The organism is Paenibacillus sp. NN59 (genome assembly GCF_057597225.1).
This window is the reverse complement of record NZ_CP199678.1, coordinates 1953326-1978867: the sequence shown is the minus strand read 5'-3', so window position 1 is coordinate 1978867 and position 25542 is coordinate 1953326. Positions and strand designations below refer to the sequence as shown.

The following is a 25542-nucleotide window of genomic DNA, read 5'->3' as shown; positions in this document are numbered from 1 at the left end:
AATTTACAACTGTATTTAAGACTATTTTTATTTATCGAAGTTTACTTCAGGCGTTGTCAACTTATCATAGAAGTCAACGACTTTGTCTTTGTTCTCCGATGAACGAAGTGCCATAGCCGACCTTGGATGCTCATCCAGCGTCCCTGTAATCATGTAAGGCAGGATATAACCCCATTCTTCTTTTTCTCTCAGTGGAACCATAAGCTGTTCCAATACTTCAAGCACTGGGCGTAAATTATACTTGGTTCCTTTCAAATGTGCTACCAGCAGTTCTGTTGGGCAGTTTCCTGCAGCGCGTCCCATACCGTATACAGAAGCATCCAACAATTCAACTCCAAGTTCAGCGGCTACGAGCGTGTTAGAGAACGCAAGTTGCATGTTGTTATGCGTGTGAACGCCAAGACGTTTGTTCGGAAGATGAGTTTTGAACTTCTCCACCAGATATTTCACATCGTTATGATCCAGACTACCGTATGAGTCTACGATATAGACAACATCAACGGAGCTCTCCTTGATCATTTCAAAAGCTTCCAGCAATTCATTCTCCATAACATTCGAGAGTGCCATAATATTCAGTGTTGTTTCATAACCGCGATCATGGAACGTTTGCACCAGTTCAAGCGCCTTGTCCACATCTTTACTGTAACAAGCGACACGAATCAGATCCAGCATGCTCTCACTGCGCGGCAAAATATCGTTCTCTTCTACACGTCCTACATCCACAAGTGCAGACAGTTTGGTGTTGCCTTTTTGCGGAATGACTTTACGAAGAAAATCATCATTCAGGAAGCGCCAAGGTCCGGCATCTTCGGAGCCTTTAAGCAATTTCGGTGAATTTTTGTAGCCAATTTCCATATAATCAACGCCAGCTTCATTCAGCCCTGCATACAGCTTTTGAACAAAGTCGACGCTAAAGTCCCAATTATTCACCAATCCACCATCACGAATGGTACAATCTACAATTTTACTATGATTTGTCTTCATTAATGTCTGCTCCTTTTCTGACCAACTTGTGTATTCCTCTCATGATACTTGAACGTGACAAGAAAAGTAAAGGGATTCCGGGCTTATTTACTGTAAGATTTCCAGATTCGGTCCATCTCAATCATATCCGGGTTATGTTCATCTTTCTTCCCGTAGCGCACAGCATTATAGACTTCAGGAAGCCTCGTTGCCAACTCTTGCTCTGTGCCCTCTTTACTCTTAAGATAACTCTCCTTAATGCTTTCCGCTGTCTCTAGTGGCGTATAAGACTTCTCAACCTTTACTCCCCGATCCATCGCATTGCTTACCCATACCCGATAATAGTATCGAATACGCTCTCCAGCCTGAGTGGGGACAGGTTCCTTTTTGCGGAACCATCGTTTACGAACCTTTGTGGGCACCTCCAGCGTTTCGCTGATATCGACATAATCCGTTCTCGGTTCTTGTCTTTTTTGCCCAGGCTGTAACAATCCTTTGAAACGCTCCGCCAGTTTGTCCATGATGGTTCTGCCCAGTTTGACCAAAAGCCATAAAATCACAGCCGCCGCTGCCCCAAAAACGATCCAGCCGAGGATTTCCCAGAATAAAGAAGGATCTGAAGGTGGCTCTCTGAACTCATCCGGCAGGTTCATCGGCTCATTCGGCATCTCAGGTGTAAGTGGCGGTTCCTGAGGTGAAGAAGCTCCGAACAGACCTCTGATCCACGCAAGCAGACGATCCCGCAACGGTGCGAGCCATGCAGCAAGACTCGGAAAAGCACCGATACCTGCAATAATAATTAACATCCATAGGATCCGAAGGTGGTTTGCTCGTGTGAATTCCCGCAGTACCAATCTGCGCTTGCCATCATTAAGTACCGCACGATCCAGTTGTGCCCTGTATTGTCCCACAATCCAACATCCGAAACTGATGACTCCAGCAGCATAGATGTAGCCCGTGTACATCTGCATCGGTAGCATGAATTCAATTTGCATTGCTGCGATCGTGGATACAATGGCACTGATTACACCCACGAGTTGCAGGCGCCACAACCTGCTCGAATGAAAAGCAGAATCAAAATTCAAACCTGTGAGTGCAGCGATAAATAAACCTGCTCCAAGCGTAATGATTGCTGGGAGTGAAAGCGTCAGTAACATACCAGAAACCCATACGAACAAAATACAGATAGCAAATGCCATTACACCTCGAACGAATGAGCTTTTCTCAATAACGCTCGTAAAACGATGCTGAATCCATAGACCGAGCAGGCCTGCCATAACATATAAGCCGAACAACAGATATGGAAAATAAGCGCGGGTATACAATGATGTGATCGTAAAGATTGGAAACAAATATATGCCTATCGAAAGAACAGCCAACATGGATATGATATGCGCTCGCTTTATTGCATCATTTTCACTCATGCGCCCACCGCCCCTGTATCACGCTTCAACTGCTCTACAGGCAAAACCGTTACCCGATGCCCCTGCTCATGCAAACGTTCGATTTCATGTTCCATGGCAACCGAGACATATGATGTAATCAACAAATAACTGCGAATCTGCTTCTCTTCTTCATTCAATCGTACTTCATCTTGCAAAAACTGCTCCATCGGTACCAGACACTTTAATTCAGTTTCAGCCATAGCTTCCAGTAACATCTCCAGATGAGGTGTACCGTAATCCGGTTCAATACGAAGTACATCGCGTCCCCCGCCTACACGGTAGCCGTTATGTGCAAATCCAGCAGGCAATCCTCTTCCAATGGCCTCTACCACTGCAGTGGCTGCGTAGCGGAGTGCCTGCTCAATCAGTTCAGGCCGAGTAACCACACTCCACATCTCAGCAGAGTCCTGTATATTTACAATAATCCATGACTGGGGATCTGCCGTCCAGCCTTGCTTGTACACCTGAAGTTCTCCTGTCCGCGCACTTGCTTTCCAGTGAATACGATTCATTGGATCACCAGCCCCATAAGGCCGCACCCCCAGGATTAGAAACGGGTCTTCTACAATCCAGCGAGAAACTTCCACCTCTCCTTGCCACACTTGATAGATGGCTGGCATATCTTCCGTGTTAACCAATGAAGGATATACAATCATCGTCATCTGCACAGGAATCGGCTTTGAGGAACGCCATACTCCAAATAGATCTCCACCGGTCATGGTAGTTGTATCCATCGTGTACACACCCCGCTTGGAGCAGACAAACGGATGAGTGCGTGTAATCCGATTATACGGTTTTAATGTGAAAACACTTTTATGGTTCTGATAAATATTACCTTGACTAATATCCATACCTGAACCTGAACGAAACACAAATGAAGCAGGCATCATTGCTTCAAGTCTAAGCCAAGGTACAGAAATTCGTTTTTCATTGGATATCGTTTCGATCATCTCCAGTTCATCACCAGCGTAACACCTTGTTTTGCTGAACTGTCTACTATACTTGAGATTTCGCAACACAGGCCGTCCAAACCATATGCCATGCAACACAATCACTAAACTCCCGACAACGACAAGCCATAGAAGTGCCATAAGCTTAACGTCCGCCTGTAGTAAGTGTCTCGGTTGGCACCTCGGTTTCGGTCAGAATCTGTTGAATGATGAGTTCCGCAAGTCCTTCTTGCTGTCTGATTCGATTACGAAACACCAGGCGGTGAGCCAGAACAGGCTCTGCCAGTAATTTAATGTCATCAGGTACAACATAATCTCTGCCGTGAAGTGCCGCCCATGCCTGACTTGCTTTTAGAAGCGCCTGAGCCCCTCGTGGACTAACCCCAAGTGACAGTTCAGAATGTTTTCTCGTTGCTTCAGTGAGTTGTACAATATAAAGCAGGAGGTCCTCGTTTATGTTAACCGTCTTATACGTTTCCTGTGCTCTCAGAAGTTGCTCGCGCGAGATAATAGAAGACAGATCATTTACTGAGCGGCTGGCCACCGTCCTTCTTAGGATCTCTACACTTTCTTCATCAGTTGGGTACCCCATGCGAATCTTCATCATAAACCGGTCCATCTGAGCTTCGGGTAACGGAAATGTTCCTTGATTATCAATAGGATTCTGAGTCGCGATAACGATAAACGGCCGCTCAAGCTGCCTTGTTGAACCATCAATGCTGATCTGGCGTTCTTCCATACATTCGAGCAAGCTGGACTGTGTACGTGGTGTTGCTCGATTGATCTCATCTGCCAGTACAAGATTCGCAAACAGCGGTCCGGGCCTGAATTCGAAATCCCCTGATTTTTGATTATAGAAATGGATACCCGTCAGATCTGATGGTAGCAAGTCAGGTGTAAACTGTATCCGCTGAAATGTGCAGTCCAGTGAAGACGCCATCGATTTGGCTAGCATTGTTTTCCCTGTACCAGGGACATCTTCCAGAAGTACGTGACCTGATGCAATGATCGCTGTCAACATCAGTTCCATTGTATGCTCTTTACCCACAATCACTTTGCCTACATGTTCCATGAATTGTCCGTTCATTTGCTCCATATCTTGAATATTCAAACAAATCCCTTCCTTCCGCGATGCTTATGTATTCGCATTCATTTCTAACTATAACCCTTATCCTGCCAACAAAAAACAAAGGAATCGGCAAAATACCGATCCCTTCAGAAAACGTTTGGTCAATTCACCAGTGGAAGCTTGATCATAAAGCTGGTGCCTTCACCCTTTTTACTATCCACAGAGATGGTACCCCCATGATTTTTAATAATACGGTAACTCACGGAAAGTCCCAAACCCGTGCCGCTTTCTTTTGTGGTGAAGAAAGGATCGAATAAGCGTACCAGCGTGTTATGATCCATACCTCTTCCATTATCCGCAATCGTAATTTGCACAAAATTATTTTCCGTAGCTGTTGTGATTCGGATCAAGCCTGTATATTCTTCACCGACTTCTTCAATGGCGTCCATTGCATTTTTGACCATATTCAGAATGACCTGTTTGATCTGTTTCACATCAATGGATACATTAAGCGGGGTGTCATCCACCTCAAGCAGAATTTCGCATCCTTTCATCAACCCTTCACTCTCGGTCAATAGAACGACCTCTTTAAGCAAAGATTCTACGGTCATGACCGTTTTCTGCGGAGCCGAAGGTTTCGAGGAGTTCAGAAATTCATAGATAATGTCATTTGCCCTGTCGATCTCGGTGAGTATGATTCTGGCATACTCGTCTTTACCCAGCTGTAGCAGGTGGGGCCGAAGCAACTGGATGAATCCGCGAATGGCTGTTAACGGGTTACGGATCTCATGAGCAATTGATGCGGAGATGCGGCCAAGCATAGCCAGTTTATCGTTTTGATAGGCCGTCTGCTCGATCTGCTTATAATCCGAAACATCCTTGACACTAAAAAGAAAATCGCCATCCATCTGATCACCATAGGTCACGGTCACAAGCCAGTGCCTTCCATACTCATCCGTCAGTTCATGATAACGCTTACGATGAAAGATCGTTTCCCGATAAATTCGTAAAATTTTCTTTTTCTTAAATCGGCTCATCTGGGGCAGACGCAACATCTGCATTAACGTGCAACCGCTTAACAGATCTCTCGGCAGCTCCAGCAGCTTAGCCATCTGAACGTTAATAAACGTCAAGACCCCATGATTATCAAATAACATAATACCGCTATCCATGTGTTCTAGTACATTTTCATACTTATTGTTATCCAGATGTACTTGAGGAATCACATCCGTTGGTTGAGGCGCTATATCCTGAAATTCACGAATCACTTCAGGTTCCTCCTTTTCACGTAAATGATAAACTTTGCCGTTCGGACATCATATCATCACAGAAACAGGAAGGGCCGATTTTTTATTGATTACCGGGTCCCTTTCATTAGGGGGCTGAGCCGAAAATAGGATGGCATGTCCGGAACTTAAGCTGGTCTAATCCGGCTCATTCAAGAATGTCCGGAAAAATCATTTACGTTTTGTTCCTTACTAACCTTTTCCAATTCCCAAACGAAAACCCTTTATTTTGCTCCGCCTCTTTTGCAAGTCTGCTTTTATCATAGACAAGTTTAGGGAATAGAGTCAATCGGAGAAAGTGTCGAATGGAAATTATTTTGCAAAAAAAAAGAAAAGATCACTCTAAAACACACAAAAAACGAAGCCTCCTCTCCATAAAGGGAGATCAGCTTCGTTTCATACTGCTTATTACAGATATAGATATTGGTCTATCCATGTCACATCTCACTGCAATCTATAGCCCAGTCTTGTTATGCTGAATTTTAAGTTTTCGTTGACTCATGACGGCAAGGCGGCGTTTCAATTCGCTCTCCCATTTCTCATCCTTCATTTCCTTGGCGAGCCGTAGCAGATCAAGTGACATATCAATCTGACGCTGAACAATCACCATTGCATCTTCACTTTCACGGTTTACGCAATTTTCGAAGATGGCATCCTCGTCTTCTGTCACATAGTCTTGAAAATCAATCTCAGAAGCCCCATCGCCATGCGCATATTCAGCAAGAATTTCATATTCATTCTCAACCTTGTAATGCACCTCAACCCGGTGACACACCGGACAAAACAGCAGGGGAACATTATGAACCTGGGTGCGGTAATGCTTCAGCGTGCCCTTCGTTCCCACCATACTTGCCCCACAACAGTAACTCATTTTTGTTCACCCTCCTTATTAGGTGCCGGGAATTTAGTCAATATACACCCGTGCACTTGAAAGACCTCCGAAAGGGAATCGTTCAAACAGTGTATCACATTCATATGCAAATTATAAATGCGGATTACCGGAATGACTTAAATTACCGGGTTTCCATACCCTATTCGCCTTACAAGCCTTCAATTCCTCTTTCTTCTATAAAAAAGAAGATCTTCTTCTATTACATTATTAACACGTCTGACAGCTTGTTCAAACACCTTTATTAAGTTAACGGTATATCTTTGAAAAAGGTTGCAAAAAGCCCTCAATCCCGAGGGGGATGAGGGCTTGAACATCAATCGTTCAAGTAAACCGGCTTACAGATTGCTGTCGCCTGGTTTCCAGTTCATTGCACACAATCCACCGGATTGAAGTGCTTGCAGTACGCGAAGTGTTTCTTCAACACTGCGGCCTACATCGTTGTGGTTAACGACTTGATATTTCAGTTCGCCTTCTGGATCGATGATGAACAGACCGCGCAATGCTACGCCTTCTTCTTCAATCAGAACGCCGTAATCTTTAGCTACTTGCTTCGTAATATCGGAAGCAAGCGGGAAGCTCAACTGACCAAGACCGTTGCTGTCTTTAGGTGTGTTGATCCATGCTTTGTGACTGTGTACGGAGTCTACGCTCACGCCAAGGATTTCTGTATCCAAAGCTTTGAATTGCTCAGAAGCATCGCTCAAAGCTGTAATTTCAGTTGGGCACACAAATGTGAAGTCCAAAGGATAAAAGAAGAATACGAGCCATTTGCCACGGTAATCGGACAGTTTAACGGATCCAAAATCTTGTCCGTCTCCTGATACTGTTTCCATTGCGAAATCTGGTGCTGGTCTACCAACCAAACGTTCTGCCATAACTAAAAATTCCTCCTTTGGGATTATGTAAGCATCCATATGGATTGCTCATCATCAGGATGCACGCAGGGCGCTTGTCCTGTCATTAAATTTGTTGATACTTGTTCTCAAGTACAAATAAAATGTTATCATCCGTACTTCTCAAAGTCAAGATTATAAACGTTATTTTTTTATAATAATTATAAATAAGAAGTTTTCGTGCCGAATTCAAGTTGTAAATGAGAAAGGAACAGCCCTTTGCATTCTCCACTATTAGAAACCAAAAGACGGTCTGCTAGGGCATCAAAGGGCTGTTTCTTATACGAACCACAGGACTGTAACCTGAGATCTGTTAATGTCTCAATAAGTGAACAAGGCTGAAACGAAACTTAAGCTTTTTTCTGAATAGCTGCAACAATCAGATCGCCCATTTCGGTCGTGCTGATCGCTTTGCTCTTATCGACAGCAATGTCACTTGTACGGTGGCCCGCATTCAGCACGTTCGCTACCGCTTCTTCAATGGCATCTGCACCTTCTGCATAGCCAAAAGTTGTACGGAACATCAACGCGAGTGACAAGATGGTAGCAATCGGGTTAGCCAAGCCTTGACCGGCAATATCCGGCGCTGAGCCGTGTACCGGTTCATACAGACCGAAGCTTCCTTCACCCAGCGATGCCGAAGCGAGCATACCGATGGAACCTGTCAACATAGCCGCTTCATCACTCAGAATATCACCAAACATATTCTCTGTTACGATGACGTCAAAGCTTGCCGGACGACGCAGCAACTGCATCGCGCAATTGTCTACAAGCACATGCTCGAGTTCAACATCCGGGTAATCTGGAGCTACACGGTTAACGACTTCACGCCAGAGGCGGGATGTTTCCAGTACGTTAGCTTTGTCGACAGAAGCCAGTTTTTTACGGCGACCTTGAGCGATCTCAAATGCTTGACGAACGATGCGCTCTACTTCCGCAACATTGTAAGCACAAGTGTCCACTGCCTCTTCACCTTGGGCACTTTCACGTCTGAACTTCTCACCGAAATAAATTCCGCCCGTCAGTTCACGAACAACCATCAGGTCTGTACCTTCAAGTACTTCCGGTTTCAGCGTGGATGCGTCTTTCAAACAGTCAAACACAACGGCAGGACGCAGGTTGGAGAACAATCCAAGCGCTTTACGAATACCCAACAGTCCTGTTTCAGGACGCAACTCTTTACTGTTATTATCCCATTTCGGTCCACCTACTGCTCCAAGCAACACTGCATCTGCATTTTTACATACAGTCAATGTTTCTTCCGGAAGCGGCGTGCCCTTCTCGTCAATGGCAATACCACCAAACAGTGCGTGCTCTGTTTCAAAACGATAACCGAATACTTCCTCCGTACGTTTCAGAACTTTTTCCGCCTCGGCCACAACTTCAGGACCAATTCCGTCACCTGCGATTACTGCAATTTTTTTCACGTCTGCCATAGGTTGTCCACTCCTTCATTTTCATTCATCACTGATCCGCCCATGTTAGCGTTTCTGTGTAAACATCGTCTCATTAATAACTCTCTTCTTTGTATCATATTCTACGGTCATTTGACCAAGATATACAATCTATGACTTTAATAGTTTTTGCCTATAAGAAGATCATTACAAGCACTTCGAAGTTGTTCGCCAGTTCAGGGTAAGGTAAAATATAGCTGAAATCAAATCAGGTATGCTGGAGGGATGTTTAACATGCAATATTCGTATTTGGGTAAATCAGGCCTTAAGGTCAGCCGTATCTGTCTTGGTACGATGAATTTTGGACCAGCCACGGACGAGAAAGAAGCTTTCCGCATTATGGACGCAGCGCTGGATGCCGGCGTTAACTTTTTTGATACCGCTAACATTTATGGCTGGGGTGAAAATTCCGGTCTCACCGAAGAAATCATCGGACGTTGGTTCAAACAAGGCGGAGGCAGACGTGAAAAGGTCGTGCTTGCCACCAAAGTCTACGGTTCCATGCATGATGAAACAGATGGCCCTAACAATGAAGCCGGTCTCTCCGCATATAAAATCAGACGTCACCTTGAAGGCTCTCTTCAGCGTCTGCAAACCGATCATATTGAATTATACCAGATGCACCATGTCGACCCTGTTATCACATGGGACGAGTTGTGGGGTGCATTTGAACATGCAGTATACCAGGGCAAAATCGGATATGTCGGTTCAAGTAATTTTTCCGCGTGGCAGATCGCCCTTGCTCAGAGCGAAGCGAAAAACCGCCACTTCCTCGGCCTTGTATCTGAGCAACATAAATACAGCCTGAATTGCCGCCTGCCTGAACTGGAGATATTACCGGCGGCTAAAGCCCTCGGGCTTGGCGTTATTCCATGGAGCCCGCTGGATGGCGGTTTGCTCGGACGCAATGCCTTACAGAAACTTGAAGGGACTCGCAGTGGAGGCATTGCAGAACGAATTGAGAAACATCAGACACAGCTTGAGGATTTCGCCGCACTTTGCCGTGATCTTGGTGAGCCACAGGATACAGTTGCACTTGCCTGGGTAGCTGCCAATCCAGCTGTTACTGCGCCAATCATTGGTCCGCGCACACTGGAGCAATTCGAGACCGCCTTGAAATGTCTTGACATGACGCTCGATGAATCCACTCTTAACCGTTTGGATGAAATCTTCCCTGGTCCTGGCGGACACGCCCCTAACGCATACGCTTGGTAAATTTACAATAAAAAAAGTCTGACCCTTGTTGGACTGTACTCATAGATAGACTTCATCACGTCTACACTAAAGGTACAGTTGACTCCAGAAGGGTCAGACTTTTTCACATGTTCGGTTTTAGCTTTGCTATATCGGCTTTGGCCTTACTATTCCCACCTAATTGGCAGGTTTGTATGTCTGTACTCCAAGCACACCGGCAGTACTCTTCTACAAATTGACGTTAACACGGTTGGTGTACGTTTTACGTTTCTCAATGAGTTGGTTCAAGCCGTCAACATACGCACGAGCGCTAGCACCGAGAATATCTGTGCTCACACCGCGCCCTTGAACAGAAACTTGATTTTGGGTAAGGACAACATGTACTTCACCAAGTGCGTCTTTACCGTGTGTTACGGATTTGATGGAATAGTCCGATAGCGTTACTTCTTCTCCGCTCACCTGATCAATAGCGTTATAGATCGCATCCACCGAACCATTACCTTCCGCCTGTTTCTCCACCGTTTCCCCATCCAGCGTAGCAATACGCACTTTGGCTGTAGGCACGGATTCATCACCGTACGTAACAAAGATCGATTCCAGTTTGTACACCTCAGGTGCATCCTGTAATTTTTCTTCGATTACGGCAAGCAGGTCTTCATCGGTAACTTCTTTTTTCTTGTCTGCCAGATCTTTAAATTGTGCAAAAGCACGGTTCAATGCTTCATCATCCAGCTCATACCCAAGTTCAATCAAGCGTTCACGGAACGCGTGACGTCCGGAGTGTTTACCGAGCACTAGCTTGCTTTCTTTGAGACCGATCGTTTCTGGCGTCATGATCTCGTAGGTTGTTTTTTCCTTCAACATACCATCCTGGTGAATACCGGATTCATGAGCAAAGGCATTAGCTCCAACGATTGCTTTGTTGCCAGGAACAACCATACCGGTCAAACGGCTAACCAAGCGGCTGGTACGTGCGATCTCGGACAACTGCAGTGTCGTTTTCGCCTGGAAAAACTCCTGACGTGTTTCGAGTGCCATCGCAATTTCTTCAATCGCGGTGTTGCCTGCACGCTCTCCGATGCCGTTAATCGTACCTTCAATCTGATCAGCGCCGTTCAAAATGGCGGCAAGTGTATTCGCTGTTGCCATCCCCAGATCGTTGTGACAGTGTGCACTCAGCTGAACTTTATCGATGTTATGAACATTTTCTTTCAGATGTTTAAAAATATTCCCGTATTCATATGGGCTCAGGTAACCGACCGTATCTGGAATGTTAACAACAGAAGCACCCTCTTCAACTGCCATATTTACCATTTCCACGAGGAAATCATACTCGGTACGCCCTGCATCCTCCAGGGAAAACTCAATCTTGGAAAATGTCTTCTTCGCATAACGAATCGCAGAGCGAGCCGTGTCCAGAACCTGCCCTTTATCCATGCGCAACTTGTGCTGGCGATGGATTGGCGAAGTGGCCAGAAATACGTGAATGCACGGGTCTTCTGCACCTTTAAGCGCTTCTTTCACCGCATCAATATCCTGCTCTCTGGAGCGGGACAAACCGATGACCGTAATATTTTTAACCGCTTTCGCTACGGCGTTAACTGCGGCCAAGTCACCCGGAGATGCTGCTGGGAAACCTGCTTCCATCCGGTCAATGCCAAGACGCTCCAGTTGATGGGCAATCTCCACCTTCTCGCGAGTGTTCAGATTGACTCCTGGAGATTGTTCTCCATCACGCAGCGTTGTGTCAAATACATAGATTTTACGCACCTTCGCACCCCCTGCATATTATTCATTTCTGTAAACCAGAATAGCGGCTCACGCATAAGCACGGCCGCTATTTCCAGTTCACGCTGTAAGTTGCTCGAATCCCTTAAGATGCTTGTTCAAAAAGTGAACGGAATCGTTGCTTACTTTTTGATCCAGTGCATCATTTCACGCAATTGTCCGCCAACCACTTCGATTGGGTGTTCAGCTTCGTTACGACGTGTTGCTGTCAAGAATGCACGGCCGGATTGGTTTTCCAAGATGAAGTCACGTGCGAATTTACCTTGTTGGATATCGGAAAGCACTTCTTTCATTGCTTTCTTCGTATCTTCAGTAACGACGCGAGGTCCAGTTACATAGTCACCATATTCCGCAGTGTTACTGATGGAATCACGCATGCTTGCAAGACCACCTTCGTACATCATGTCAACGATCAGTTTCAATTCGTGCAGACACTCGAAGTACGCCATTTCTGGAGCATATCCAGCTTCTGTCAACGTTTCGAATCCAGCTTTAACGAGGGCACTTACACCGCCACACAGAACCGCTTGTTCACCGAACAAGTCTGTTTCTGTTTCTTCACGGAAGGAAGTTTCGATAACACCTGCACGTGTACAGCCGATTCCTTTAGCATAAGCGAGACCGATATCTTTCGCTTTACCAGTCGCATCTTTTTCGATCGCGATCAGACCAGGAACACCGAATCCTTCTACATAGGTACGACGTACCATGTGACCAGGGGACTTAGGAGCTACCAGCAATACATCGCTGTCTTTTGGAGCAACGATTTGGCCGAAGTGAACGTTGAAACCGTGAGAGAAGAGCAATGCTGCGCCTTTTTTCAGGTTCGGTTCGATTTCGTTTTTGTATACAGAAGCTTGTGTTTCATCCGGCAGCAAGATTTGAACCACATCTGCACGGCTAGTTGCTTCAGCCGGAGACAACACTTCAAATCCATCATTTTTAGCAGCGTCAAAAGATTTACCTTCACGAAGTCCGATGACTACGTTCAATCCGCTGTCACGCAGGTTTTGTGCCTGAGCATGACCTTGGCTACCATATCCGATCACCGCGATCGTTTTTCCTTTCAATACGCTAAGCTCTGCATCCTGTTCATAATAAGTAGTTACTGGCATGTTATAAGTCCTCCTTTGTATTGTAAAGAACCCTTCATTAATGAGCGGGTGTCTCAATGGACCGGTCAACTTCACATCTTTTAAAAAATTACCTGATCAATGCTGATTACCGCTTCTGATCCGATCCGTTCAGACACCCGCTCGTTAATGCGGGGGTGTAGCTCTCTTTTCAAGCGTTACATCACTAAAATGTTACTTTACAGCAGTTACTGGACTGACACATTTGGATCAGATAGCATTTATTTTACGCTAACTGAGCATTTTCACAAGTAAATCATTGTGTTCATGTATGGATCAGCCCATCTTGATTTCATTATACCTCTATACGTTGCCTCGTACCAATGCTGTTACGCCTGTACGGGACAATTCACGAATGCCATATGGCTTGAGCAGCTCGATCATCGCATCAATTTTGTCCGTATCACCAACGGCCTGTACCATCAGACTTGCTGGGCCTACATCGACAACCGATGCACGGAAGGTTTCCACCACACCCAAAATTTCCGGACGCTCCGAGGGCTCTGCCTTCACCTTGATCAGCGCGAGTTCACGAGCAACCATCGGTTTCAAGCTAAAGTCAACCACTTTGATAACATCAATAATTTTATACAGCTGTTTTTCAATCTGTTCGAGTGTTTTGTCGTCACCAATCGTAACAATGACCATTCGGGAAAGTCCTGGCTCTTCAGATTGACCTACTGTAATGCTTTCGATGTTATACCCGCGTCGACCAAACAATCCGGATACACGCTGAAGGACACCTGGCTGGTCATTAACCAATATCGAAATCGTATGTCTTATCATTCTTCAGCATCTCCCATCAGCATTTGATCGATTGTTGCTCCTTGCGGAACCATTGGATATACATTCTCATCCTTACGTACAACGAATTCTACAACGACTGGCCCTGGTGTATCCAAAGCTTCCTGCCATGCACGCTCGGCTTCTTCCTTGTTCGTTGCCCGCAGTCCCTTCACTCCATAAGCTTCAGCCAACTTCACAAAATCAGGGCTTCCTGCCAGATCAATGTGACTGTAGCGATTTTCGTAAATCAGTTCCTGCCACTGACGAACCATACCAAGTACTTCGTTGTTAATAATTACAATTTTAACTGGAATGTTATTGATCGCACAGATTGCCAGTTCCTGAGAACACATCTGCATCCCGCCGTCTCCGTTAATGGAGATTACCAGTCGATCCGGATTAGCCATTTGTGCACCGATCGCAGATGGGAATCCAAAGCCCATTGTTCCAAGTCCACCTGAAGTAACCCATGAGCGCGGTTGATTAAATTTGTAGTATTGTGCTGCCCACATTTGATGTTGTCCAACGTCCGTTGTTACGATCGCTTCACCTTTTGTGGTGTCGTTCAACAATTCAACAACCCATTGCGGCTTTAACACTTCATCCGAATCCGTGTAGCTATACGGCTTTTCCTGTTTCCACTGTTTGATCTGATCTCTCCAGGCATCTGCACGTTCAGCACGTCCAACTTCCTTGTTTGCAATCTCCAGTACTGTTTTCACATCGCCTACAATCGGAATATCAGTCGCAATGTTTTTGCCGATCTCTGCAGGATCAATGTCGATATGGACAATTTTCGCGTGTGGTGCGAATCCGTCCAGCTTACCCGTTACCCGGTCATCAAATCGTGCACCGATGTTGATGAGCAAGTCCGATTGCTGAATGGCCATGTTCGACGTATAGGTTCCGTGCATTCCCGGCATTCCAGTCCAAAGCTCATGTCCACTTGGAAAAGCTCCAAGTCCGAGAAGTGTTGTTGTGATCGGGATGCCCGTCTTCTCCACAAACTCGAAAAGCGCTTCGTGTCCGCCAGAGTAAACTACACCGCCACCTGCAATAATCATTGGTCGCTCTGCTTCCTGAATGGCCTGTGCCAAGCGATCCACCTGCAGTTTATTCGGTACCGTGCGTGGATTGTACCCTCTCAATATAACAGGTTCAGTGCTCGGTTCAAACAACGTTTTGTTTGCCGATACATCTTTTGGAATATCGATCAGTACAGGTCCTTTACGTCCGGTATTAGCAATATGGAATGCCTCATGAATGATGCCCGCCAAGTCTTTTACATCTTTCACCAGATAACTGTGTTTGGTGATCGGCATTGTAATACCAGTGATATCTGCTTCCTGGAAAGCATCCGAGCCGATTAAGCTGGAATTGACATTACCCGTAATGACAACCAGTGGTACGGAATCCATATATGCCGTTGCAATTCCTGTAACGAGGTTCGTTGCACCTGGACCAGAGGTCGCGATACATACGCCGACTTTTCCACTTGCTCGTGCATAACCGTCAGCCGCGTGAATGGCACCTTGCTCGTGACGAGTTAGAACGTGTTTGAAATCTTCAAAGCCATACATCGCATCGTAAATGTACAATACCGCACCGCCCGGATAACCGAAGACACAGTCTACACCTTCAAGCAGCAAACTTCTTAGCAAAATCTCGGAACCGCTAATGACCTCCGGCTTCATCCATCTTTCACGTAATTCATCTGTCGATCGTACTTCTGGAATTTGAGCTCCCATTAGTCATCCTCCTCTCGAAATTTACACCATTCTGACATAAAAAGGTACAAAAAAACCTTCCATCCCTGCAAACAAGTTCATGCTTGCGAGGGACGAAAGGTTATCGCTTCCGTGGTACCACCCAACTTTGTCCGAAATTTCGCAATAACGGACCTTACCAGGTATAACAAAACGATGTACAAACGACGTAGTCGTCTCCCATACCTGTTGTCTGTAACGCAGACTTACGATTCCCCCTAATACGCATGGATTTGACGTTCCAATGCTTTTCAGGAAAACAGCTCCGAGGTGAGCTCGTATATAAGGGGTAATGGTGGTGGTTTCAGCAAATCCATCCACTCTCTGAGCAAAAGAGCCCTTAAAACTTCGTCCTCTTCATAGCCGATGAAATATTCTCGTTAAATGTTAGGAACATTATATGATTCCTCTAACCGATAAGTCAATACCTGTTTTTGATAAAAATATGCTAACCACATTTACACACGCTCTCCACTCTATGATTGCCTCAATGTCCGGCCTTCATGCAGTCACCTTTTATCTCGCCCCAGGCATAAGATATACAGGCCGCACGACTGGCCTTGAAAGGAGGCCCCGCATGATCATTCGTCAGCGTTCATCCAAGCTGGATGACGGCGCAATTATGAAGCTGATTGACACACAGCTTGTTCCTTTATCACATATGAGCGAGAAGGAAATCCATAAAATACGCAAAGAAATACCCCTGCGAATGAACAGGGGCATGACCTTTGTAATCTCGCCGGAGCCAAATAAACCTGCTGTGGCATTCATTCATTTTCTCATGCATGGAGAACTGCTTTACGTAGATATGATGGCCGTTAGTTCGAAAGAGCAACGAAAGCGTTACGGACAGACGTTACTGCATGAAGCAGAGAACTTTGCAGCATCCCGTGGTTGCAAAAAATCCAAAGTCATGGTGGATGAAGGCAATATCAAGGGGAATCAATTCTATCAAAAAAATGGATATCAAAACCTGCGATATATCCTGATCAGTCGCTGTTACGAAATGGAAAAAAGACTCTAGTCGTTTTTAGAAAAATCCAGGCGGTCTCGGTCCGGGACCATAAGGACCATATCCTGGGCCTGGGCCGTAACCCGGTCCGGGTCCATAACCAGGGCCGTACCCTGGGCAACAATCAGGTTTCGGACCTGGACCATACCCTGGTCCAAATCCCGGGCCTTGGCCATAAGCGTAAGGTAAGGTCGCAATGGCCAGCAGATCAAATAATACCAAAGGCAAGATGGCTTTGGTACGTACTTTTTTTCCACCTAAACGCTTGAGAACGAGTTTGTTACCTGATACTTTTAACAGTTTCCCCGTAACCCGAGTACCGTCTTTTTTGACCGCAACTATGTTTTTGCCTATAAGTTTCATCGCTTCAGTACGCGTAACCTGTTTTCTCATACTATCCCTCCTCCTCGGATCATTCAAAACAGTGTATTCGTCCATGACCGAATTCGCCTGTTTCTTTGTCCCTACCGAAAAAGTTGGGTACTACAATGGAGCACACAAAAAAAGACCCGCTCAAAATCGCAGGTCTTTTCTCGAAATTATGTTTTGGATACCAAATGATATCCGGTTTGCTAAAGTTACCTTTTACCAGGATCATACGGTTCGCCCAGCGCAGATGGAGCCGAAGAACGTCCAACTGCAGCCACCAGAACGATGATCGTAAGCAAATAAGGCAACATGAAAATAATTTCCTGGGGAATACTCTGTGACCATTCAAACAATTGCACATAGTTACGGATCGCTTGAGAGAATCCAAAAAATACAGCCGCGCCGAAAGCACCGATTGGATTCCATTTACCAAAGATCATCGCTGCAATCGCAATGTAACCTTGACCGGAAACGGTATTATGCGAAAACGTACCTGTTGTTGTCAATGTAATGGCTGCTCCGCCAATCGCCGCAAGCGCACCACTGATCATAACAGCAACGTAACGGTAACGACGAACTTTAACCCCGACAGTATCCGCCGCGCTTGGATGTTCACCTACAGAACGCAGACGAAGTCCAAACGGTGTTTTAAACATAATGTAATATGTCAGGAATACAAACAAAATCGCTAGGTAAGTCGTTGGATATACATTTTTGAAAAATGCTTCTCCAAGCAAAGGAATGTTTTCGAGAAACGGCACATTAAATTTGCTGAAGCCTTGTACCAAAGGTGAATCACCTGAACCTTCAAACAGCAGTTTTACCAAATACAGTGTACTTCCTGCCGCTAAAAAGTTAATGACGATACCACTGATAATCTGATCAGCTTTAAACGTAATGGATGCTACCGCGTGAATAAGTGAAACGAGTACACCAAGCACGATGGCAAGCAGTACCCCCATCCACGCCGATGTTGTCCCGCCCATACCCGCTTCTTGGGCATAGTGAGCACCAATACCGGCTGCGAACGCACCAAACACCATGAAACCTTCAAGTCCAAGGTTTGTTACCCCAGATTTTTCCGAGAATATCCCGCCAAGGGAAGCAAAAATCAATGCCGTAGCAAAGACAAGCGTCGTATTGATAATTTGCCCGATTGTCAACAAGTCCATCTACAACACCTTCTCTTTCTTGCGCTTGGAATAGAACGGTTTAAGTACCCAGCGCACGATGCCTTGTGCAGCAATGAAGAAGATAATCGAACCGATGACAATCCGAATAATCTCAGGTGGTACATCCGCAGCAAAGCTCATTCCTGCAGAACCGTAAGTAAGCGTACCGAAGAGCAACGCACCAAGTAACACTCCAAACGGATGATTTAGACCAATCAAAGCAACTGCGATCCCGTCAAACCCGGTGCCTGGCGAACCTGACATTACGGTCTGATACTGGAATACCCCGAGAACCTGGAATGCTCCTCCAAGCCCTGCGAGCATGCCACTGATAAACATCGCTTTGACGATATTCCGATTAACATGCATACCTGCATATTCCGCTGCATTCGGGTTATAACCGACGGCACGGATTTCATATCCCTGCTTTGTTTTCCACATGTAGATATAAAAGAGCACTGCCATTACAAGAGCAATCAACGTTCCCATATGAACACGTGAATTGCCCATCAATTCAGAAAGCCAAGTCAGACTGATAGAGGCCGACTCGCTGATATCAACGGAGCGGTTCTCCCCTTGCAAAAGCAAAAATTGACGCACGATCAGATTGGCTAAATATAAACCAATCCAGTTCAGCATAATACTACTGATAACTTCGTTGACCCCGCGTGCAGCTTTAAGGTAACCAGCAATTGCTGCCCAGAGCCCACCAAATACCGCACCCGCAATTAGCGCCAGTGGTGCATGAATATAAATAGGCAGACCAGTAAACTTCACACCTACAAACGTAGCTGCTGTCATCCCTACGAGAAACTGTCCTTCGCCCCCGATATTAAACAACCCGGCACGAGCCGCAAAAGCAAAAGCAAGGCCCGTCATGATGAGCGGAGTCATTTCCCGCACAGCTTCCCCGAAGTTGTACATGTCACCAAATACTTTTTTGAATAAAGCACCGTATGCTTCAAACGGGTTATATCCACCAATTAGCATAACAATTCCGCCGAGAATAAGTCCCATCAGAATCGCTACAACAGGCAAAATAAACGAATCTCGGGTAAACCATTTTAACACTTTATTCATGCACAGTACCTCTCTTTTGGGTGCTGCCCGCCATCATCAAGCCAAGCTCCCTGTCATTGGTTTCTTCCGGCAGCACCTCGCCAACGATCTGTCCTTCATATATAACCGCAATGCGGTCTGAAACGTTCATAATCTCATCGAGTTCGAACGAAATCAATAAAACAGCCTTCCCCTGATCGCGCTGAGCAATCAATTGCTTTTGCACGAACTCGATAGCCCCTACGTCCAATCCACGTGTTGGCTGGGCAGCAATCAGCAATTCAGGGTTTTTATCCACCTCACGGGCTATAATGGCTTTCTGCTGGTTTCCTCCCGACAAGGAACGTGCTTTCGTCTCGATACTCGGTGTACGCACGTCGAATGCTTCTACCAGCCGCTTGGCCTGCTTTTTTATCGCATCAAAATTCAGGAAGCCTTTGCGCGTATACGGCTCCTTGTAATATGATTCCAGAACGATATTTTCACTCACCGAAAAATCCAGAACAAGCCCATGCTTATGTCGATCCTCCGGAATATGAGCAACGCCCGCTTCTGAGATGTGACGAGGAGAGTGATTGGAAAGCTCTTTTCCTTCCAAACGGATCGATCCGCTATCCACTTTGCGCAAACCTGTCAAGGCTTCAATCAATTCACTTTGACCATTACCGTCTACCCCGGCAATACCAACAATCTCTCCAGCACGCACATTTAAGTTCAGATCGTTCAGAACCGCGATACCTTCTTTATTTTTGGCCATCAGCTTGCTGACCTCAAGTACATTGGCTCCAGGTGTGGCAGGCTTCTTATCTACTTTAAACGTAACGTTTCGGCCAACCATTTTTTCTGCAAGTTCATTCGGATTAGTTTCCGAAGTTTTTACCGAATCAATGACTTTACCGCGACGAATAATCGTAACCGTATCGGAAATTTCCATAATTTCTTTCAGCTTGTGCGTAATCAGAATGATCGACTTGCCTTCAGCGACAAGCTTTTTCATGATGACCATCAGCTCTTTGATTTCTTGTGGTGTAAGTACTGCTGTTGGTTCATCAAAGATCAAAATGTCCGCACCGCGATATAGCGTTTTAACAATCTCAACACGCTGCTGCATGCCGACAGAAATATCGTGAATTTTGGCGTGAGGATTTACTTTGAGTCCATATTGCTCGGACAAGCGCTGTACTTCTGCAGCGGCCTTTTTATAGTTAATATTGAGACCCTTTGTAGGCTCGGATCCCAAAATAATGTTCTCTGTTACCGTGAACGGCTGCACAAGCTTAAAGTGCTGATGCACCATACCGATGCCAAGATCGATCGCCCGGTTTGGACTGTCAATGATGACAGGTTTGCCATTCACTTCAATGGAACCTTCATCTGGCTGATAGAGACCAAAAACAATGTTCATCAATGTTGACTTACCAGCGCCGTTTTCGCCCAGTAGAGCATGAATTTCGCCTTTCTGAAGCTGAAGGCTGATGGCGTCGTTGGCAACAATGCCTGGGAAACGCTTCGTTATCTGTTTCAACTCAACGACGGGGGTTGCTGCACCCATGTAATCACCCTTATAACTGATATAGTTTGGTTCCGCAAACGAAAGAAAAGCTCCTACTCGGAGCACTATTGCAATGGTTAGATTGTACAAATGTTATAATGCCTTGATCAAATGTTCCTGGCTTTACAATCACAAGGCCGGTCAAGACCGGCCCGGATGATTATGATACAGCAGATATCAAAATGACTACGAATTCGTATTACTCAGTAGGTACTTTGATTTCGCCGCTGATGATTTTTTCTTTGTATTCGTCAACTTTAGCCAGAACTTCTGGTGATACATTTTTACTGGAAGTATCCGCAATGCCAACGCCGTTTTCTTTCAGCGTCAGATTCTCAGATCCACCCGCGAATGTACCGTCAACAACTTCTTTATTCACGCGTTTAACCGCTTCGTCTACTTTTTTGATCATGGAAGTCAGTGTCACTTCATCGCCAAATTCAAGGGATTGGTCTTTATCCACACCGATAACCCATACATCTTGACCTTGTTTTTTACGAGCAATCGCTTCATTGAACACGCCGTTACCTGTTGCACCGGAAGCGTGGAAAATGATGTCAACGCCTTTGTTGTACAATGTAGCTGCAGCTGCTTTACCCAAGTCAGGCTTGTCAAAAGCACCTGTGTAGTTAGAGATGAATTCAGCTTTAGGGTTTACTGCTTTAACCCCTTCTCTGAAACCAACTTCAAACTTTTTGATCAGTGGACTATCCATACCACCTACGAAACCAACTTTGTTTGTTTTAGTGCTAAGACCAGCAACAACACCAACAAGATAAGATCCTTCTTCTTCAGCGAACGTTACGGATTTCACGTTAGCTGCATCCACTACGCTGTCGATAATCGCCAGTTTAGAGTCAGGGTTTTGCTCTGCTACCGTTTTGATCGCATCAGCCAGTTGGAAACCAATACCCCAAGTGAGATCATATCCACCTTTAACAAATTCGTTCAAGTTTGGAATATATTCTTCATCGGATTTACTTTGCAGGTATTTAACTTTAGCACCTGTTTCAGTTTCGGTTGCTTGCAGTGCTTCCCAAGCCGATTGGTTAAAGGATTTGTCGTTCACGCCGCCTACGTCAGTAACCATACCGATTTGAACATCGGATTTGGCTTCAGTGGAAGTTCCACCATTGTCTCCTCCGGCATTTGTTTCTTCTTTTGGTTTGCTTCCGCATCCTGCGAGCATAACCGATACTGCCAGCAACATTACCAGAGACAGGCTAAGCATTTTTTTCATTTCTCTTTTTCCCCCTTAATAATATGTCCCTTTCAAATCTCGTCTGCATTGCACGGATCAACAGATATAAAGAACAGGTTAAAAGCGAAATGTTTCGCTAATGGCTCACTAAAAGCGCATTCTTTTGCTCGATGCATCTGTTCATCTGTCGAAAAGCCGAACATTATGACCCGAAAAGAAAAATTTAGGACTGGCCTACTAGAGGTGATTATACAATCAACCAGTGTTAAAATCCAGATGTATAATCACCAAAAAGCACTTATTTTTGTACTTTTTTTATTGAAAGCGCTTAATAATTTAACGTTTTAACACACTAACGTTACAACGATGTGATGTTATATAACAAAAATATCACACCCACTTCTAAATTTTCGTAAAACCACTCTAATTCATTTGTATTATTGTACCGTTCGTGTTTTATGTAATGCCATGCTGTGTTATTCACCAACGGCGCTCGCACTCTGCTATCACTTCCAGCTTTTGCGATAAGTTTAGGTTGTTCTTCCTAAGCCGTTTTTATTCTCCAGTCCGTAAAAAAAGCCGCCATAGGTACGGCGGCTTACTTCATACAGATTTAAGCGTTGATTTTACCTTTAGCTACAGTAGCCAAAGAGTTGAACGCATTGATGTCATTAACGGCCAGATCAGCCAGCATTTTGCGGTTCATGTCTACACCAGCAAGTTTCAATCCGTGGATCAATTTGTTGTAAGACAAACCGTTCATACGTGCTGCAGCATTGATACGAACGATCCACAGTCTGCGGAAGTTACGTTTTGTGTTGCGACGGTCACGGTATGCGTATACCAGGGATTTCATTACTTGCTCATTAGCTGTTTTAAAGATACGGTGTTTGGAACCGAAATAACCTCTTGCCAGTTTCAAAACCTTTTTATGACGACGACGTACTACAAAACCGCCTTTTACTCTTGCCATATTAAAGAACCTCCCAAATAAATATAAATGTATCCGTGGTATGTGTATGGCCGAAGCCAATCCCCCGTACGGAATCTACTATTTTGAATTAACCTTTCAGGTTAGCCAAACCTTGTTTCAAACGTCTCACGTCACCAGCAGCCATTACAGGGTTGCCGTTCAGAACGCGCTTAGCACGTTTGGATTTGTGAGAAAGCAAGTGGTTTTTGTGAGCTTTGTAACGAAGGACTTTACCGGAACCGGTAATTTTGAAGCGTCCTTTCAAACTGCTGTGTGTTTTCATTTTAGGCATGTTGTGTTTCCTCCTCCAATGTTATCAGGCTTTAGGAGCCAAGATCATAATCATACTGCGGCCTTCCAGTTTCGGTTGACGTTCAACGGTACAAAGTTCTGCAACTTCTACCTTAACGCGTTCCAAAATCCGTTGACCAATAGACGCATGTGCAATCTCACGTCCGCGATAACGAACGGAGCATTTCACTTTGTCGCCTTCTTTCAAAAACTTAACTACATTACGAAGCTTCGTTTGATAATCGTGCTCCTCAATATTGGAACGGAACCATACTTCTTTAATGTCAACAATTTTCTGGTTCTTACGGGCTTCTTTTTCTTTCTTTTGTTGCTCATAGCGGAATTTGCCATAGTCCATGATGCGGCACACCGGCGGTTTAGCCTGTGGGGCCACATTAACCAGGTCCAAGTTCAGGTCAATTGCCATTTGAAGTGCTTCACGAATGGGAGTGATCCCGATTTGTTCTCCTTCAGCTCCGACAAGGCGTACTTCCTTCGCCCGAATCTCGTCATTAATCATGTGATCTTTACTAATAACCGTCCACCTCCAGGTCATTTTGAATATCCTGTTACACAAAAATAAAAGGGATGCCGGTCAAGCTACCGACATCCCTGTAATCAACACAATTCTTCATGAGTATACACTTCATAAATTATTGGGATCGTTGACCAGCCAACGTATGTTGGTCAGGTGAGAAGTCGGACTTCTGCTTGTGATTCCATTTTGCTATTTGTTTAACGCACTTGAATACTATAACATCTGCCAACAAACATTGTCAACATACAAAACATTTTTTTTCAAAACAGTGTGACAACATTCATAGCTAGGCAGAGGTTCACCAATTAATCTATCCAAAAGTTAGCCTTGTTTGCTCTGTACTTCGTCCAGGCGTACAACCCGTGTATGTTGCGTGTGGCTCCATTGTTTGTTGTTTTGCGTAAAGAACGCATAAAACGTAATTGGATACCATGACAACAAATAAATCGGGAAAAGAATCAGATACAGATACACTTTAGCAAACTTAACTTTTTCGAGCGCCATGGACAACAGAAACGTTAACACGTTCATGCCGATCGCTATGAATCCAACCCACAATGGGAAATATCCATAAATGTTAGCGATATGTGGGCCGTCCAATACGTAAATATCAATTGACATGACAGCCGTCAACAGGAAAGTGAGCAACACCACATACACATTGGCACCATACACAGCAAGGTCAAACTTCACGAGACTTCTTTCTTTAATGGACTGCCATAATAATGGGAAGAAGTATCTTCTTGCTACCGTAAAGTGCCCTTGCATCCAGCGCAAACGTTGTCTAGCTGAAGCTTTAAATGTCAATGGTTTCTCATCGAAAACTTTGGCATCATAGTTAAACACCGGATACACATTACGCTGTACACTTCGCATCGTAAACTCCAGGTCTTCTACAAGGCTTGTAGCGCCCCAGCCAATTTCTTTCAGCAGATTGGTTTCGAAGCACATCCCTGTACCGCCGAGGAAATTCGCCATGTTCAGGTTGTGACGAGACAACTGCCATAGACGGTTGATATACCAGTACGATACACCATAAGCCGCAGTGATCCATGAATCTTCAGGATTTTTCGTATCGATGTATCCCTGAATAACGCGTGCTCCATTGCACAAGTCATTGTTCATTTCGAGCAAGAAGTTTTGCTCAACCAGATTATCAGCATCAAGCATTACAACCGCATCATACTGACGCGGCAAATCCCACAGGTATTTAAGCATCCACTCGATGGCGTGCCCTTTACCTCTCAAGTCTGGATTCGTACGTACACATGCATTCCAACCATGCTGACGAACGATTTCTGCTGTGCTGTCTGTACAGTTGTCACAGATGACAAATACATCGTACAGATCTCTCGGATAATCCAGTTCCTTCAGGTTTTCCATCAACGCACCAATAACTTGTTCCTCATTGTGTGCAGCAACCAGCACAGCAAATGATTTTGTTGCAGGATAATTTTTCTTTTTCTTTTTCTTATACAGACCGAACAGCGAAAACGTGAATTGGTACACGGCAAGCAGTGCCAAAATGACCTGCAGCGTGACGAATATAGCGTCCAACATCGTTCTCTGTTACCCCCTTTTAGATAAAACCCAGATTACTTTAGCATTTTCTCTTCCTGATTCTGCATTTTATTTTTTTGTAATTGCAGAATATGACCCTGTGCTTTTGTGTACTACGTCAGTCATTCAGACAATGTTTCAAATCATGGCTGCGGCCAGTTGGCTGCTTTATCGATTCTGTATTCTTTTCAGCAAT

The 25542-nt window shown here is 45.0% G+C and carries 23 protein-coding genes; 2 read left to right on the top strand and 21 right to left on the bottom strand.

All coding sequences use genetic code 11. From position 1 onward, the window contains the following. Positions 1 to 27: 27 nt before the first annotated feature. The 8 genes from ACT89M_RS08905 to leuB form a co-directional block, all read right to left on the bottom strand. Positions 28 to 984: an aldolase catalytic domain-containing protein gene (locus ACT89M_RS08905; protein WP_308722138.1), complete on the bottom strand. Its 957-nt coding sequence runs from the start codon at positions 982 to 984 to the stop codon at positions 28 to 30. Between the two features lie 83 nt (positions 985 to 1067). Next, positions 1068 to 2387 carry a hypothetical protein gene (locus ACT89M_RS08900; protein WP_154886907.1) on the bottom strand — a complete coding sequence of 440 codons (1320 nt, stop codon included), beginning with the start codon at positions 2385 to 2387 and terminating at the stop codon, positions 1068 to 1070. Beyond that, positions 2384 to 3499, bottom strand: a complete 1116-nt coding sequence (locus ACT89M_RS08895) for a DUF58 domain-containing protein (protein WP_154886909.1) — start codon at positions 3497 to 3499, stop codon at positions 2384 to 2386. The genes ACT89M_RS08900 and ACT89M_RS08895 overlap by 4 nt, the downstream gene beginning before the upstream one ends. Positions 3500 to 3503: 4 nt before the next feature. Next, positions 3504 to 4469 (bottom strand): AAA family ATPase, encoded by a 966-nt coding sequence (locus tag ACT89M_RS08890; RefSeq protein WP_090922225.1) that lies wholly within the window; start codon positions 4467 to 4469, stop codon positions 3504 to 3506. Between the two features lie 119 nt (positions 4470 to 4588). After that, positions 4589 to 5695, bottom strand: a complete 1107-nt coding sequence (locus tag ACT89M_RS08885; protein WP_090922223.1) for an ATP-binding protein — start codon at positions 5693 to 5695, stop codon at positions 4589 to 4591. A 472-nt stretch (positions 5696 to 6167) separates the two neighbouring features. Beyond that, positions 6168 to 6584 (bottom strand): hypothetical protein, encoded by a 417-nt coding sequence (locus tag ACT89M_RS08880; RefSeq protein ID WP_090922221.1) that lies wholly within the window; start codon positions 6582 to 6584, stop codon positions 6168 to 6170. Between the two features lie 356 nt (positions 6585 to 6940). Beyond that, entirely contained in the window at positions 6941 to 7480 is a 540-nt protein-coding gene (locus ACT89M_RS08875; RefSeq protein WP_090922219.1) for a peroxiredoxin, read from the bottom strand. Between the two features lie 368 nt (positions 7481 to 7848). Further along, positions 7849 to 8934: a 3-isopropylmalate dehydrogenase gene (leuB, locus tag ACT89M_RS08870; RefSeq protein ID WP_110897647.1), complete on the bottom strand. Its 1086-nt coding sequence runs from the start codon at positions 8932 to 8934 to the stop codon at positions 7849 to 7851. Positions 8935 to 9186: 252 nt separating this feature from the next. On the opposite strand from leuB, the gene ACT89M_RS08865 reads away from it, so the two are divergent. Beyond that, positions 9187 to 10167 (top strand): aldo/keto reductase, encoded by a 981-nt coding sequence (locus ACT89M_RS08865; protein ID WP_154886912.1) that lies wholly within the window; start codon positions 9187 to 9189, stop codon positions 10165 to 10167. 207 nt (positions 10168 to 10374) lie between these two features. On the opposite strand, the gene ACT89M_RS08860 is transcribed toward ACT89M_RS08865, so the two are convergent. The 4 genes from ACT89M_RS08860 to ilvB all read right to left on the bottom strand — a co-directional run bounded on the left by ACT89M_RS08860 (position 10375) and on the right by ilvB (position 15601). Next, a complete protein-coding gene (locus tag ACT89M_RS08860; RefSeq protein ID WP_090922213.1) occupies positions 10375 to 11916 on the bottom strand; it encodes a 2-isopropylmalate synthase in 1542 nt (513 codons plus the stop codon). Between the two features lie 140 nt (positions 11917 to 12056). Further along, positions 12057 to 13049, bottom strand: coding sequence for a ketol-acid reductoisomerase (gene ilvC, locus ACT89M_RS08855; RefSeq protein WP_090922211.1), 993 nt, complete (start codon positions 13047 to 13049; stop codon positions 12057 to 12059). 321 nt (positions 13050 to 13370) lie between these two features. After that, positions 13371 to 13853 (bottom strand): acetolactate synthase small subunit, encoded by a 483-nt coding sequence (ilvN, locus tag ACT89M_RS08850; protein ID WP_090922209.1) that lies wholly within the window; start codon positions 13851 to 13853, stop codon positions 13371 to 13373. Then, positions 13850 to 15601 carry a biosynthetic-type acetolactate synthase large subunit gene (gene ilvB, locus ACT89M_RS08845; RefSeq protein ID WP_090922207.1) on the bottom strand — a complete coding sequence of 584 codons (1752 nt, stop codon included), beginning with the start codon at positions 15599 to 15601 and terminating at the stop codon, positions 13850 to 13852. The genes ilvN and ilvB overlap by 4 nt, the downstream gene beginning before the upstream one ends. Positions 15602 to 16199: 598 nt before the next feature. On the opposite strand from ilvB, the gene ACT89M_RS08840 reads away from it, so the two are divergent. Next, complete coding sequence (locus tag ACT89M_RS08840; protein ID WP_373323213.1) at positions 16200 to 16643, top strand: GNAT family N-acetyltransferase; 444 nt, start codon at positions 16200 to 16202, stop codon at positions 16641 to 16643. Positions 16644 to 16649: 6 nt separating this feature from the next. On the opposite strand, the gene ACT89M_RS08835 is transcribed toward ACT89M_RS08840, so the two are convergent. From ACT89M_RS08835 to ACT89M_RS08795, 9 genes are all read right to left on the bottom strand, one after another. Beyond that, positions 16650 to 17024 (bottom strand): hypothetical protein, encoded by a 375-nt coding sequence (locus tag ACT89M_RS08835; RefSeq protein WP_154982995.1) that lies wholly within the window; start codon positions 17022 to 17024, stop codon positions 16650 to 16652. Positions 17025 to 17209: 185 nt separating this feature from the next. Further along, entirely contained in the window at positions 17210 to 18172 is a 963-nt protein-coding gene (locus tag ACT89M_RS08830; protein ID WP_090922200.1) for an ABC transporter permease, read from the bottom strand. Further along, positions 18173 to 19252 carry an ABC transporter permease gene (locus ACT89M_RS08825; RefSeq protein ID WP_090922198.1) on the bottom strand — a complete coding sequence of 360 codons (1080 nt, stop codon included), beginning with the start codon at positions 19250 to 19252 and terminating at the stop codon, positions 18173 to 18175. Continuing rightward, positions 19245 to 20783 carry an ABC transporter ATP-binding protein gene (locus tag ACT89M_RS08820; protein ID WP_154886914.1) on the bottom strand — a complete coding sequence of 513 codons (1539 nt, stop codon included), beginning with the start codon at positions 20781 to 20783 and terminating at the stop codon, positions 19245 to 19247. The genes ACT89M_RS08825 and ACT89M_RS08820 overlap by 8 nt, the downstream gene beginning before the upstream one ends. Before the next feature lie 199 nt (positions 20784 to 20982). Continuing rightward, positions 20983 to 22023: a BMP family lipoprotein gene (locus ACT89M_RS08815; RefSeq protein WP_090922194.1), complete on the bottom strand. Its 1041-nt coding sequence runs from the start codon at positions 22021 to 22023 to the stop codon at positions 20983 to 20985. 574 nt (positions 22024 to 22597) lie between these two features. Beyond that, positions 22598 to 22957, bottom strand: coding sequence for a 50S ribosomal protein L20 (gene rplT / locus ACT89M_RS08810; protein ID WP_017689664.1), 360 nt, complete (start codon positions 22955 to 22957; stop codon positions 22598 to 22600). 88 nt (positions 22958 to 23045) lie between these two features. Then, a complete protein-coding gene (gene rpmI, locus ACT89M_RS08805) occupies positions 23046 to 23249 on the bottom strand; it encodes a 50S ribosomal protein L35 (protein WP_017689665.1) in 204 nt (67 codons plus the stop codon). 24 nt (positions 23250 to 23273) lie between these two features. Next, positions 23274 to 23768, bottom strand: a complete 495-nt coding sequence (infC, locus tag ACT89M_RS08800) for a translation initiation factor IF-3 (protein ID WP_139168915.1) — start codon at positions 23766 to 23768, stop codon at positions 23274 to 23276. A gap of 339 nt (positions 23769 to 24107) precedes the next feature. Further along, a complete protein-coding gene (locus tag ACT89M_RS08795) occupies positions 24108 to 25346 on the bottom strand; it encodes a glycosyltransferase family 2 protein (protein WP_090922190.1) in 1239 nt (412 codons plus the stop codon). Positions 25347 to 25542: the final 196 nt, after the last annotated feature.

What these genes read in the sequence shown, in the direction of transcription:
- ACT89M_RS08820 (WP_154886914.1), bottom strand. Translation starts at nt 20,783, where the DNA reads ATGGGTGCAGCAACCCCCGTCGTTGAGTTGAAACAGATAACGAAGCGT.
- ACT89M_RS08835 (WP_154982995.1), bottom strand. Translation starts at nt 17,024, where the DNA reads ATGAGAAAACAGGTTACGCGTACTGAAGCGATGAAACTTATAGGCAAA.
- rplT (WP_017689664.1), bottom strand. Translation starts at nt 22,957, where the DNA reads ATGGCAAGAGTAAAAGGCGGTTTTGTAGTACGTCGTCGTCATAAAAAG.
- ACT89M_RS08825 (WP_090922198.1), bottom strand. Translation starts at nt 19,252, where the DNA reads ATGAATAAAGTGTTAAAATGGTTTACCCGAGATTCGTTTATTTTGCCT.
- rpmI (WP_017689665.1), bottom strand. Translation starts at nt 23,249, where the DNA reads ATGCCTAAAATGAAAACACACAGCAGTTTGAAAGGACGCTTCAAAATT.
- ACT89M_RS08905 (WP_308722138.1), bottom strand. Translation starts at nt 984, where the DNA reads ATGAAGACAAATCATAGTAAAATTGTAGATTGTACCATTCGTGATGGT.
- ACT89M_RS08895 (WP_154886909.1), bottom strand. Translation starts at nt 3,499, where the DNA reads ATGGCACTTCTATGGCTTGTCGTTGTCGGGAGTTTAGTGATTGTGTTG.
- ACT89M_RS08795 (WP_090922190.1), bottom strand. Translation starts at nt 25,346, where the DNA reads ATGTTGGACGCTATATTCGTCACGCTGCAGGTCATTTTGGCACTGCTT.
- ilvC (WP_090922211.1), bottom strand. Translation starts at nt 13,049, where the DNA reads ATGCCAGTAACTACTTATTATGAACAGGATGCAGAGCTTAGCGTATTG.
- ACT89M_RS08900 (WP_154886907.1), bottom strand. Translation starts at nt 2,387, where the DNA reads ATGAGTGAAAATGATGCAATAAAGCGAGCGCATATCATATCCATGTTG.
- ACT89M_RS08880 (WP_090922221.1), bottom strand. Translation starts at nt 6,584, where the DNA reads ATGAGTTACTGTTGTGGGGCAAGTATGGTGGGAACGAAGGGCACGCTG.
- ACT89M_RS08875 (WP_090922219.1), bottom strand. Translation starts at nt 7,480, where the DNA reads ATGGCAGAACGTTTGGTTGGTAGACCAGCACCAGATTTCGCAATGGAA.
- infC (WP_139168915.1), bottom strand. Translation starts at nt 23,768, where the DNA reads ATGATTAATGACGAGATTCGGGCGAAGGAAGTACGCCTTGTCGGAGCT.
- ilvN (WP_090922209.1), bottom strand. Translation starts at nt 13,853, where the DNA reads ATGATAAGACATACGATTTCGATATTGGTTAATGACCAGCCAGGTGTC.
- ACT89M_RS08830 (WP_090922200.1), bottom strand. Translation starts at nt 18,172, where the DNA reads ATGGACTTGTTGACAATCGGGCAAATTATCAATACGACGCTTGTCTTT.
- ACT89M_RS08815 (WP_090922194.1), bottom strand. Translation starts at nt 22,023, where the DNA reads ATGAAAAAAATGCTTAGCCTGTCTCTGGTAATGTTGCTGGCAGTATCG.
- ilvB (WP_090922207.1), bottom strand. Translation starts at nt 15,601, where the DNA reads ATGGGAGCTCAAATTCCAGAAGTACGATCGACAGATGAATTACGTGAA.
- leuB (WP_110897647.1), bottom strand. Translation starts at nt 8,934, where the DNA reads ATGGCAGACGTGAAAAAAATTGCAGTAATCGCAGGTGACGGAATTGGT.
- ACT89M_RS08865 (WP_154886912.1), top strand. Translation starts at nt 9,187, where the DNA reads ATGCAATATTCGTATTTGGGTAAATCAGGCCTTAAGGTCAGCCGTATC.